At 52.5% G+C, this 12,855-nt stretch carries 8 protein-coding genes; 2 read left to right on the forward strand and 6 right to left on the reverse strand.

The annotated features are described in order from the left end of the window. The first annotated feature begins 135 nt into the window (after nucleotides 1-135). Nucleotides 136-786, forward strand: a complete 651-nt coding sequence (hisIE, locus tag CX651_RS09115) for a bifunctional phosphoribosyl-AMP cyclohydrolase/phosphoribosyl-ATP diphosphatase HisIE (protein WP_101055740.1) — start codon at nucleotides 136-138, stop codon at nucleotides 784-786. Nucleotides 787-979: 193 nt separating this feature from the next. Here hisIE and CX651_RS09120 read toward each other — a convergent pair whose 3' ends face one another. Continuing rightward, nucleotides 980-1,726 carry a DsbA family protein gene (locus tag CX651_RS09120; protein ID WP_101055742.1) on the reverse strand — a complete coding sequence of 249 codons (747 nt, stop codon included), beginning with the start codon at nucleotides 1,724-1,726 and terminating at the stop codon, nucleotides 980-982. Beyond that, complete coding sequence (locus CX651_RS09125; RefSeq protein WP_101055748.1) at nucleotides 1,720-2,583, reverse strand: MBL fold metallo-hydrolase; 864 nt, start codon at nucleotides 2,581-2,583, stop codon at nucleotides 1,720-1,722. Before CX651_RS09125 ends, CX651_RS09120 begins: the two co-directional genes overlap by 7 nt. A gap of 109 nt (nucleotides 2,584-2,692) precedes the next feature. Between CX651_RS09125 and CX651_RS09130 the strand changes: the two genes are divergently transcribed. Continuing rightward, on the forward strand, nucleotides 2,693-3,571 hold the full coding sequence (locus CX651_RS09130; protein WP_101055751.1) for a LysR family transcriptional regulator: 879 nt from the start codon (nucleotides 2,693-2,695) through the stop codon (nucleotides 3,569-3,571). Between the two features lie 51 nt (nucleotides 3,572-3,622). Here CX651_RS09130 and CX651_RS09135 read toward each other — a convergent pair whose 3' ends face one another. The 4 genes from CX651_RS09135 to CX651_RS09150 all read right to left on the reverse strand — a co-directional run bounded on the left by CX651_RS09135 (nucleotide 3,623) and on the right by CX651_RS09150 (nucleotide 12,846). Beyond that, nucleotides 3,623-4,156 carry a cell division protein ZapC gene (locus tag CX651_RS09135; RefSeq protein WP_039033231.1) on the reverse strand — a complete coding sequence of 178 codons (534 nt, stop codon included), beginning with the start codon at nucleotides 4,154-4,156 and terminating at the stop codon, nucleotides 3,623-3,625. Between the two features lie 186 nt (nucleotides 4,157-4,342). Then, the gene (gene pyrD / locus CX651_RS09140; protein ID WP_101055753.1) at nucleotides 4,343-5,362 is read right to left on the reverse strand and encodes a quinone-dependent dihydroorotate dehydrogenase; all 1,020 of its coding nucleotides are present in this window, start codon (nucleotides 5,360-5,362) and stop codon (nucleotides 4,343-4,345) included. A 61-nt stretch (nucleotides 5,363-5,423) separates the two neighbouring features. After that, the gene (locus CX651_RS09145; protein ID WP_101055755.1) at nucleotides 5,424-10,271 is read right to left on the reverse strand and encodes an NAD-glutamate dehydrogenase; all 4,848 of its coding nucleotides are present in this window, start codon (nucleotides 10,269-10,271) and stop codon (nucleotides 5,424-5,426) included. A 265-nt stretch (nucleotides 10,272-10,536) separates the two neighbouring features. Then, nucleotides 10,537-12,846, reverse strand: a complete 2,310-nt coding sequence (locus tag CX651_RS09150) for an efflux RND transporter permease subunit (RefSeq protein ID WP_101055757.1) — start codon at nucleotides 12,844-12,846, stop codon at nucleotides 10,537-10,539. Nucleotides 12,847-12,855 lie beyond the last annotated feature (9 nt).

The following is a 12,855-nucleotide window of genomic DNA, read 5'->3' on the forward strand; positions in this document are numbered from 1 at the left end:
TTGTGCTTCTTGCAAAGGACTAGGGCCATTTGCTGCGAACCACGCCTTGCATCCAGGCCTGTAAGCCGACGCAGAGCACACATGGGACTTGTTCGCACCTTCCATAAGCCCCACAACCCAATACAGGTATTTGATATGACAACCGAGACAAACAATACCGACTGGCTCAAACAGTTGGACTGGGACAAACAACAGGGATTACTGCCGGCCGTAGTACAGGACTTTCACAGCGGCAAGGTGTTGATGCTGGGTTATATGAACCGCGAAGCCCTGGATATCACCCTGAGCAAAGGCCTGGTGACCTTTTACAGCCGCAGCAAACAGCGGCTGTGGACCAAGGGTGAAAGCTCAGGCAATCTGCTGCAATTGGTCAGCATAGGAGTGGACTGTGACAACGACAGCCTGCTGCTGCAGGCCAACCCCATAGGCCCCACCTGCCACAAGGGGACTGACAGCTGCTGGGATAATCCGGCCTGCGGCGAAGTGCACCCCTTTATCAATCGCCTGCAAAGCCTTATCGCCTCCCGAAAGGAGGAAGACCCCAACGAGAGCTACACCGCTTCGCTGTTTCAGCGCGGTACCAAGCGCATTGCCCAGAAGGTGGGCGAAGAGGGATTGGAAACCGCACTGGCGGCGGCCACTCATGATCGCGAAGAGTTGGTGAATGAAGCCTCGGATCTCCTCTATCACCTCTTGGTACTGCTGGAAGATCAGCAACTGTCCCTCGATGATATCCATGCCAACCTGGCCAAACGCCACACCCAGGCCAAAGCGGCACAGGATTAAAGCAAAGCCTACATAAGGCAGTGGCACAGCACCAACGAACAAAGGCAAAAAGAGAAAGGGATGAATGCAACCAATAGGTATTCATCCCCTTCTGCTGTCAGCGCAAGCTTAGGATGCTCATTTTACTCAAGCCAAGAGTAAGATTGCAGCCTCTTTCAACGCCTTTAAGCCCTCTCTAATCCATGCGGAAAGCTTAATCGCAGCCGCCTCCCAGGATACAAGTCGCCGGAGCGCTTGGCGCGGCTTTCGGATTATCTCTCTTGGCGTCAATCCCAGAGAGCTGTTTGGCAAAACTTGAGTCAAACCAACCCAGCATTGCCTCTGTCTGGCCGTAGAAGCGGTTCAAAGGTACAGGGTGCCACTCACCGATTTCGCTTTCCAGAACCAGCGACGGAAAGCCTGCCAATCCGAGCTTTGCCATCATGGCCCGGCTTTGGGCGATATGGCTCGCCAGCGGCGAAATCTGCCCGGCTGAGTTTGCTTCCATAACCGCCGTCAGATCGCTAGCCAATTTCTCGCGCCCCAGTGCCTGGAGACTTCGCAGCGCCATCAGCAGTTGCAGTAACACTTCAGGCTCGGCAAGCCTTAAACCCTGAACATAATGACCACGCTGCAATATCTCCAGCAGCGCCAATCCCTGCCCCACCGCCTTTTCGGCGAGCAGGATGGCGGCAATGGCCGGTCCCGAGTCCAACACGGCGTCAGGACATTGAAGCAAACCCTGAGTGTAATCGTCGCCAAAGGGTTGCCCGGTCAGCTTGGCAATTTTGCTGTCGTGGCTGAGGATATGTTGCCTGAGCCCGGGCGTTATTCTTGTTGCCGCCATCAGGCCGCCGGCGTGCAAAACTATCGGGAGTCTGGCACTCAGGGCATGAATGAGGGGCGCCGCACCATGGCACCAGCCGCACAAGGGGTCAAAAAAGTAGTGCAGCCTCACCATTTCATCTCACCCTTACTGACCTTGGCAGCTATCTCCAATGCCATAGCAAGCCCGGCATTCGGGTACAGACGCTGCAGGGTGTCAATAAGCTCAGCGCTGGTTTGCGTGTCGGCTTCGGCTTGTTCGAAATCCTGCAGGTACTTAAGTGTCGCGGCAATATTGTCCTGCTCGAGAAAAGATTCAGACAACATGTGTCCGGGGATCACCTTGGCAGGTTTAAGCGCTGCCATTTCCGCCAGCTGTGCCTTCCAGGCCGCTCGCTCACTCTGGCTCTGACTATCAGCCATCCACAGGTGCAAGCCTCCGGAGACGGCCACATTGCCGAGAATGGTTTTGCTGGAAGGTACCCAGAGGTATGGCCTGTCAGCCAGCAGTCCCTGGTCACCTTTAATCTCAATCACCTTGCCTTCAAGCATTAATTGACTGCCTTTAAATATCTCTGGCAGCTGCGCCTTGAGGGGGGCATTGCTACCCATTCTGGGGATCCAAAAGCTCAGCTTGTCTTCCAGCTTGGCCGAAATTTGTGCGTGCACTGCCGGGGTCGTCAGGTATTTTGCTTTAGGGAAAAACTGCTTGAGTGTGGCAACCCCGAAGTAATAGTCAGGATCCGCCTGGCTGACGAATACAGTGGTCAAGTGCTTGCCACTGTCCAGAACCTCGGCGGCCAGTCGCAAGGCATCGGCGCGGGTGAAGCCTGTGTCGACCAAAATGGCTTCCTTGTCACCGCTTATCAGGGTGGCGTTGACATGAAAGCTGTTACCGTCGGCGTTATAGACTTTGAAGTCGAGGGCGTCCGATTCGGCGTGTAAAGAAAATGGCAACACTAAACTGGCAGCCAATACGAGTGATTTAAGCATGGTTTTACTCCGGTGAATTTCAACGTTGGCCAGTTTATGATTTCAATTAATGCAGATATACGGCTAAAATTGCGCAATATTGTTGCATAATCCGGACAAGTAATCGCAGATGGACAGATTAACCGCCGCCGAAGTTTTTGTGGATCTGGCCGCCAGTGGCAGCTTTACCGCTACCGCCGAGCGGCTTGAGATGTCGCGCGCCATGGTAACCCGCCATATCAAAACGCTTGAGGATTGGTTGGGCGCCAGATTACTCAATCGCACCACCCGCAGTGTAACCCTTACAGATGCCGGGAATCAGTGCCTGACATATTGTCGCCAGTTACTCTCGACCCGTGAGGCATTGGAAATCAGCCTAAGCGAGAGACGCAGACAATTGACCGGCAAACTGAGAATAAGCAGTAGCATGTCATTCGCACACGCACGACTGGCAGCGAGCCTCGCGCAATTCATCAGGCTTAATCCCGGGGTGGAAATCGAGTTGGATGTGAGCGATCGCGCTGTGGATCTGGTGGCGGAAAGGGTCGATTTGGTGATCCGTATTGCTTCAAGCCCGGATCCCTTGTTGATTGGCAAGCCGCTTATCAAGGTGAATTCGCAGCTGGTGGCTTCTCCTGAATACCTCAAACAGTATTCGGCGCCGCAGCACCCCAGGGATCTTCGCCAACACCTGTGCCTTGGCTACCGCCATTTCAATCGCAATCTTTGGCATCTTTCCAAGGGAGGGCAGAACGAATCTGTGGCGGTCAACTGCCAACTGGTGGCCAATGAAGCGACAGTGTTACTCAAGGCGGCTCAGGCAGGCAGCGGTATCGCCCAACTGCCCGATTATCTGCTGGCTGAGGCACTCAAAGATGGCAGCTTGCAACGCTTGCTACCGGATTGGACACCGAGAGTCATGACGGCCTACGCTCTCTATAGCTCAAGAGAGCATATGCCGGTGGCGCTAAGGGCCTTGATTGACCACTTGAGTCAGTCATTCAGCTGAAAAACCCAAAACGGGGCCATAAGCCCCGTTGATACTCGCTGACAAGCTTTGTCAGGCGGCAACTATCTGTTGCTGCGCCCTGAGCGGATGCAGACGATCGTGCATTACCTTGATGGTTTCAAAGCGGGTCAGGGTTTTGACATCGCTGAGTCGACATTCGTTGGCCAACATCATTACCAAAGAAGCCTGCAGCCCGGTCTCAACCACCATCACCAGCACACGCTCTCCGCGACATTTGAGGTCAAATACCTTCCCTGGCTCACTGTAAACACAGACAGCACTGGTGTCGAAGAACCATGACTTGGGCATCTGCGGTTTTTGCATAAAGTGAGCGGCTGTGGCATTCAATGCCAACTGAACCACTTGTGCATCCGTCAATGACAGTGACTTGGTTAGACGATCAAGCAGGTCAATATAGAACTTGGCGTGCTCGACGCTAAATTCAGCTTCTTTCATTGCATCCGGTATCAAAGTCTTGGCTTTATAAGGAGTCAGAAATTCCATTTCCGAACCTAACGATACGCTAAGGACACCGTACGAATCGTTATATCTCCATTGCCAATCTCTGTTTGGCATTAATAACATAACGCAATCCAATAAGACCTGTGATTTATTACAAACCGAATAATAGATGATATTTTACCCAATATCAAAAAAAGTTTTAAATATTAGACTGAGATAACAATATCTTAGACAGATCCTTTAGATCAAAAAACGATCGATTTAAATAAAAAAGGATCGCAATCGCGATCCCTTTGAGTATTTTTTAACTTATTTGGATCTATAGGCGTCAACAATATCTTTAATTAATTTCGGCCCTTGATAGATAAAGCCGGAATAGATCTGCACCATGCTTGCTCCTGCATCCAATTTATCCAGAGCATCCTCGGCGCTATTAATACCACCCACTCCCAGGATCGGGATCTCACCTTTCAAACACTGCGCCAAATACTTGATCACCTTGGTCGACAACTGGTTCAGCGGCTTGCCACTCAGGCCACCTGTCTCGTTGGAGTTGGCCAAGCCACTGACCCCATCACGGGTCAAAGTGGTATTAGTCGCTATAGCACCATCAAACTTATGTTTCAATAATGACTCGGCTATCTTTTCGATCTCTTCTTCGGTTAGATCCGGCGCTATTTTTAATGCTATGGGTACATACTTGCCATGCTTTTCTGCCAGTTCTGTTTGTTTATTTTTTAAGCTTGACAGCAAGTCGTCCAGTAATTCGCCATATTGCATGGTACGCAGGCCGGGGGTATTGGGAGAAGAAATATTAACCGCGATGTAATCGGCATAGGCATAAACCTTATCCATACAGATCAGATAATCATCTTTCCCTTGCTCTACCGGGGTATCTTTATTTTTACCTATATTGACACCGACCATGGCGTTGGATTTTTTAGCCTTGAGATTGGCGACTAGATTATCCACGCCGAGATTATTAAAGCCCATGCGATTAATAATCGCCTTGGCCGGCTTAATCCGGAAAAGCCGAGGTTTGTCATTACCAGGTTGCGGCCTTGGGGTTACAGTTCCCACTTCAATATGGCCAAATCCCATGGCATGAAAGGCGTCGATACATTCACCGTCCTTATCCATACCGGCAGCCAAACCGACAGGATTAAGGAATGTCAGCCCCATGAATTCGACCGGGGCCGGGGCAAGATGCTGCGCATAAAAACAGTTCAGCGGTGAATTACCTGTGGTTCTGAGACTACTGATGGCAAGATTATGGGCGCGCTCAGGATCCATCTGAAACATGACTTTTTGTGCGAGTTTGTAAAACATGGCTTCTCCTAGACCTAAAAAAAGCCCCGGCGTTTGCCAGGGCTCTTATTGTTATAATAGCTTACTTCTGCCCTTCGCAGTGCAGGATCAGCAGATTCAGTTCACGTAGCGCTACTGAGAACTTCGCAAATTCATGGGTTTGCGAGGTCTTGAAGTCAGCCAGCATGTGGAACCAACGCTCCAGCAAGCCCTGATTGAGTTCGACCCACTCTTCGATAATGGCATCGGACTCGCAGCTATCGGTACAGCTGCGCAGTACCGCCGATGTCAGCGCTCTTTGCTGCCAATCCAGCTCCTCGCGGAACGCCGCCCTGGCCAGGGCCTGCCAATGGTTGGCCACAGGCTGACCACCGATCTGCTCCAGGAACCAGTGCAGATCGATTCTGGCACCCAACTTGAAGTAAGTTTCTGCCACCAGTGAAACCGACTTGGACTCCAGCTGAGCTATCTGAGCGATATCCAGTGCCGAGAACAGCGTACTCATGTTGGCAACCAGACTGGCGACCTCATGAGGCACGGCTTCTTTTTCCAGTGCGGCGATATCCTCTTCAATACCCGCCAGCTCATCAGCTACCAGATAAGCACGGATATTGGCTTTCAGCTCGTCGAACACCGGCTTATAGAAGGCAACAACCTGCTCTATGCTCATGGCGCGGCTACGGTTACGCAGGAACCAGCGACAGGCACGGCGCATGTTACGGCGCAACTGGTGCAGCATCTCGCCCTGAACAACCGCGGGTACTATGCCGTTCAAATCAGTAATGGCTTTGGTTAAATCTGCCAAACCAAACACTTCGCGGGCCATAGTGTAACAAATGGCGGCATCGGCAACTGAGGCGCCTGTCTCATCCTGCATACGCTGGACGAAATTGAGCCCCATATCGTTAACCAGTTCATTGGCCAGCGAGGTAGCAATGATCTCACCGCGCAGCGGATGCTGAGTCATCTTGTCGGCATACTTCTGCTGCAGCTTGCCAGGGAAGTAATCCACCAGCAGTTGGCTCAACCAGGCATCATCTGTAATAACAGGTGTCAGCAGTTGCTCCTTGAGCACCATCTTGGCATAGGCCACCAATACCGACAGCTCAGGACGGGTCAAACCTCGGCCGTTGGCCAAGCGCTCGGACAGCTCCTCTTCTGTAGGCAAGAACTCCAGTGCTCGGTCCAACTTACCCTCTTTTTCCAGATAGTTGATAAAGCGGATCTGCTCTTTAAGCTGTTCGGCGCCGCGCACCTGAGTCACAGAGATGGTGCGGGTCTGATCTTTACAGTCCTGCAGTACTATCTGAGCAACTTCATCTGTCATCTCTTCCAGCAGGCGGTTACGCTGCTTGAGGGTCATCTCACCTTCGGCCACCAGGGCGTTGAGCAAAATTTTGATGTTAACTTCGTTGTCCGAACAGTCCACGCCACCCACGTTATCGACAAAGTCGGTGTTGATACGGCCGCCATTGGCGGCGTATTCGATACGACCAAGCTGAGTACAGCCCAGGTTACCGCCTTCACCTATGATCTTAGCCTTAAGCTCGCCACCGTTGACCCGCAAACCGTCGTTGGCGCGATCGCCGACTTCGGCATGGGTTTCACTGCTCGCTTTGACATAAGTACCGATACCGCCGTTCCAGATCAGGTCAACCGGCATTTTCAGCAGGCATTTGATCAGCTCAGTCGGCGTCATAGCATCCTTGTCGGTCGCCAGCATCTTCTTGATTTCCGGCGTCAAACTGATGGACTTGGCGCTACGGGCAAAGATACCACCGCCTTTGGAGATCAGCTCCTTGTTATAGTCTTCCCAGCTGGAGCGAGGCAGATTAAACAGACGCTTACGCTCAACAAAGCTGGTCGCTGAATCCGGCGTTGGGTCGATGAAGATATGCATGTGGTTGAAAGCCGCCACCAGCTGGGTGTGCTCAGACAAGAGCATGCCGTTGCCGAATACGTCACCGGCCATGTCACCTATACCCACACAGGTGAAATCTGTAGTCTGGCAATCGATACCCACTTCGCGGAAGTGACGTTTCACCGACTCCCAGGCGCCGCGGGCGGTGATGCCCATCTTCTTGTGGTCATAACCGTTGGAACCACCGGACGCGAAGGCATCACCCAGCCAGAAGCCATATTCGATGGCAATGGCGTTGGCTGTGTCAGAGAAGGTCGCCGTGCCCTTATCGGCGGCGACCACCAGGTAAGGGTCGTCTTCATCGTGACGAACCACATCCACAGGAGGAACCAGGTCACCGTTGACAATATTGTCTGTGATATCCAGCAGACCACGGATAAAGATCCGGTAGCATTCCTGACCTTCGGTGAAGAAGGCTTCACGGCCGCCCTCGGTCGGCAGTTGTTTACAAACAAAGCCACCCTTGGCACCTACGGGCACAATCACAGTGTTCTTAACCTGTTGCGCCTTCACCAGACCCAGCACTTCGGTACGGAAGTCCTCACGGCGATCAGACCAGCGCAGACCACCACGGGCAACTTTACCACCACGCAGATGCACACCTTCAACCCTTGGGCTGTAAACGAAGATTTCAAACTTCGGCAGCGGCTTGGGCATTTCAGGGATCTGGTTGGGGGCAAACTTGAAGGAGATATAATCCTTCGGCTGGCCGGCGGCATCTTGCTGATAGAAGTTGGTTCTCAACGTGGCGTTGATAAGATCCAGATAGCGACGAATGATACGGTCATCATCCAGACTGGATACATCATCAAGACGCAGATTGATCTGCTCGATAAACTTGTCCAGTGTGCGGGTCTTCAGCTTGGGATTGAACTTACGAATAAACATCTTCACCAGCGAATCGGCAATCTGCGGATAACGGCTGAAGGTTTCTTCGATGTAAGCCTGGCTGAAAGTCGCATCTATTTGACGCATATACTTGGCATAGGCGCGCAGCACTGACACTTCGCGGCCGGAAAGTCCGGTAGCCAGCACCATACGGTTGAAGCCGTCGTCTTCCAGTTTTTTCTGCCAAACCTGAGCCAGCGCGGTCTGGAATCTGTCCTGGCTGTCTGCCAGGTTCTCAGTGGCACCGCCCTGTACTGTCATCAGGAAGTCGAGGATCCAGAAGGTTGCGCCATCTGTGCTCTTCACTTCATAGGGACGTTCATTGATCACCCTGAGACCGAAGTTTTCCAGCATAGGCAGCACATCCGACAGATGGATAGGCTCATTCTTGTGGAACAGCTTCAAACGTACCTTGTTGCTGCCGGGCGCCGCTTCCTGTGGCTGATAGAACAACATGCCCAGCTTATGGTCATCATCCAGCGCTTCCAGTTGCTGCAGATCCACCACGGCGGAAGTCGGCAAAACATCATCTTTGTAACTCTGTGGGAAAGCGGTCAGATAACGCTTGAACAGGCGAGTGCCCTGTTCTTCACCCAGTGAATTATTGAGCGCGCTCTGAAGTTTATCTTCCCATGAGCGAGCGGCTTCAATCAGATTGTTTTCTATGGCAGCCACATCGAGTTCCAAATTATTGTTGTTGTCGACTTTAACTATGTAGTGGGTACGGGCCAAGCTCGACTCGGAGAAGTAAGTGGTAAACTCCACCTCTTCATTACTGTTAAAGGTTTGGGCGAAGATCCTTTGGGTATCTTCACGCAGACGGGTGTTATATCTGTCTTTGGAGACATACACCAAACAGGACAGGAAGCGGCCGAAACCGTCTTTACGGACAAACAGCTTAAGTTTATCTCTATCCTGCATCTCCAACACGCCATGCGCCATGTGCGACAACTCTTCGACGCTTGCCTGAATAATCTCGTCCCTTGGCAGATTTTCCAGAATATTCATCAACGCTTTATAGTCGTGGGAGCGCGGTGCCAGTCCTGACTTGTCCATCACCCGCTGGACTTTCTCGGCCAGCAGGGGGATCTCTTTCGGGCTGCGGTTGTACAGGTTGGAGGCATACAGGCCGATGAATCTGTCTTCGCCGACGACATTACCGGCCTCATCGAAACGTTTAACGCCGATATAGTCGACATAGGCGGGTCTGTGAACCCGGCTCTTGGCACTGCTCTTGGTCAGGATAAGCAGGCTGTTGTCCAGCGCTTCACGGCGAGCCGATTCAGAGAAAGAAGACAGCATCAAACCGTGCTCTGGCTGCGCCTTACCGGGTTTGTTCATCAAGCCCAGACTGCTTGCCATATCCGGCACCAGCTCAACATCACCCTCTACTTTACGCAGGTCGTAGCGACGATAACCCATCAGAGTAAAATGATGGTTGTTCAAATAACCAAGGAAGCGAATCGCTTCTTCAAGTTCAGCCTTATCGCCGGGGAACGGGCGCTTTGGCAACTCTTCAACCACTTCAGCCAGCTTATCGGACATGGCGCGCCAATCATTGACGGCGGCGGCCACATCACCGAGCACGGACTCTATCTCTTTTTCGAGTTGTTTTATGTCCTTGTCGCTGCTTTGGCGGTCGATTTCAATCAGGAATACCGCAACCTTGTCGCTGTCTTCCTTGCTGTCGTTAACAAAGCTGACCCGCTTGATGTCTGTGCCCTGGCGCTCAATGGCCAGCGGCGTATGCAACATCATATGAGCTGTGATCCCCAAACGGTTGAGAGCCATACCCACAGAATCCACCAGGAAGGGCATATCGGGCTGCACAACTTCTATGATGGAGTGGGTTGATTGCCAGCCGTGCTTGGCTTGGCTTGGGTTGAATACCCTTAAGTGAGTTTCCCCACAAGGCGTGCTGTTCAGAGCATTCCAAAGACTCAGGACGGCACCGTAGAGATCGCTATCGTTACGGGCCAGGAGATCGTCCTTAGACATGTGAGCGTAGAGGCAGGTGGCGAACTGTTCCACCTGATTTGCTTGTGTTTTAGGGACTTTGGAGTGGATTAAACTGACTACCTTTTCAAGTAGTACTGAAGGCATTGCATCTTTCAAGGCCATTTTGCTGTTTCCTTAAGCGTCTATGGCAGCGCTTTTTTCATTATATGGATGCTTCGTCGAATGACCCGGGCCTGAATTTTTTGTGACCGAGGTCATGCCGCGCAGTGTATTACTAAACAAACCATAATTCGAGCAAAATTTTAGTGGTACATCCTGTACAAATCCAGCAATGACGGGATATTGAAGGGAGCGATGAAGAAGTAATCGGAATAACAGACTAACTATTCAGCAGGGGCAGGAGAAACTTCTTCCCCTGCCCCTTTCACTAGCTATGTTTGCGCCAGAAAAGTGCCGTCAGTGCAGGCAGGATAATTATGGCCCCCAGCATGTTGACCACAAACATGAAGGTAAGCAAAATTCCCATATCCATCTGGAACTTAAGTGCGGAGAAGAACCAAGTGCTCACCCCGATAGCCAGGGTCAGGCCGGTGAAGATGACCGCACTGCCCCGCTCCACCAAGGCTTCGAAATAGGCCTGTTGTACTGCCATACCATCACGCAGTTTCACGGCCATGGTCGACAGGATATAGATGCCATAGTCCACCCCGATACCCACCCCGAGGGCAATAACCGGCAAGGTGCTCACCGTCAGGCCTATATCCAACCAGGTCATCAGTGCCTGTGCCAGTGTCGATACCACATACAGAGGCAGAATCACTGCAACCGTGGCTTTCAGTGAGCGGAAGCTTATCAGGCAGAGGATAAACACCGCGCCATAGACATACAGCATCATAGGCAATTGCGCTTCGGCCACCGCCTCGTTGGTTGCCGCCATCACCCCCACCGGACCGGAGGCGAGTTTAAAACTCAGCTTGTCGTCGTCCATTTCGGCGGCCAGCAGCTGCACCTTGCTCACCACCTGCTCTATGGTTTCCGCCTTGTGATCTTTCAGGAACAGATAAACAGGCATCACAGAGCAATCGCCGTTCAGCAGACCTGTGCTGGTAGGAATTTGTGACACCAACTGTGCCAGGCTGGCCGGGCTCCTGGGCAATACCTGCCACTTGGGGCTCCCCTCGTTGAAACCGGCATTCACCTGGCGTGCTACCGAGGCGATACTGGCGGTAAACTCAACCCCAGGGGTGTTGCGCGCCAACCATTCGAACCTGTCAATCTTCTCCAGCGCCGAGTGATAGGTACAGGCCTCGGGATAGGCTTCCACTATCACACTCATCACGTCTGTGGTGATAGAGAAATGATCGGTAATAAAGAAGGTGTCCTGGTTATAGCGGGAGTCCTGATGCAGCGCCGGTGCTCCGCCCTGAAGATCGCCGATTTGCATCTTGCCGGCTTGCTGCAACCCGCCCAGATAAAGCAGTGCAGTGGCAGCTACCACCACCACAGCATATTTTGGGGTGGCAAAACAGGTGAGCTTGTGCCAAAAGGCCGCTGTCTTGGCCTCGGTGCCAGCATCCGCTTTCGCGGCCTTTATCTGGAAGAAGGAGATCACCAGAGGCAAGAGCACCAGGTTGGTCAGGATGATCACCGCCACACCAAGCGATGCCGAAATCGCCAGCTCGCGAATGATGCCGATATCGATTGCCAGCAAGGTCATAAACCCTATGGTATCCGACAGCAAGGCGACCCCGCCCGGCACCAAGAGACTACGAAACGCCGAAGCCGCCGCCACCTTGGTACTCAGGCCATCGGCAACCCGTTTGCGGATGGCGTTGATCATCTGTACCCCGTGGCTGACACCTATAGCAAACACCAAGAATGGCACCAGAATCGACATGGGATCCAAGCCAAAGCCCACCACGGTCAAGAGACCAAGCTGCCAGACCACAGCAATCAAGCTGCACATCAAGGGCAGCAAGGTTAACACCATGGAGCGGGAGAAGAGATACACCATCAGGGCGGTGACCAAAATGGCTATCAGGAAAAACAGCAGTACCCCTTTGGCTCCGTCTGCCACATCGCCGGCCATCTTGGCAAAGCCTATGATATGAATCTTGATGCCATCTTTTTCAAACTGGCCTCTGAGCTGTTCTTCCAGTTGGGCGGCAAACGCCAAAGTGTCCAGAGGCTCGCCGGTTTGCGGATCAAAGTCCATCAGCTGCGCCGTCACCATGGCGGCGCTGTAGTCCTCTGCCACCAGACGGCCGACTATGCCGGCCTTTTCGATATTGCCTCTGACCCGCTCAAGCCCGGCTTCTGTCGTGCTGAAATCCGCCGGGATCACCGGCCCACCGGCAAACCCGTCTTCCACCACTTCGGTAAAACGTGTCGACGGCGAAAACAGGGATTTCACCTGAGAGCGCTCTACCCCGGGAATAAAGAACAGTTGATCATGCACATTCTTCAGGGTGTCGAAAAACGCCGGATTGAAAATATTACCGCTGCTGTCTTCTACCGCCACCATGATGGAGTTGGCGCCGCCAAACTGCTTCTGGTGTTTGAGGTAGGTCTGCATATAGGGGTGATGCAGTGGAATGTTTTTAACAAATGCCGCATCCATTTTCAGCTGACTGGCCTGAAAGCCCAGAAATACCGTGGTCAGCGCAAACAGCAGTATCACTCCGATACGATTGCGAAAGAGAAAACTCTCAATCCCATTGACCAGTCTGTCTAACATAATAATGGC

Source organism: Shewanella chilikensis (assembly GCF_002836945.1).
Classification (GTDB): Bacteria; Pseudomonadota; Gammaproteobacteria; order Enterobacterales; family Shewanellaceae; genus Shewanella; species Shewanella chilikensis.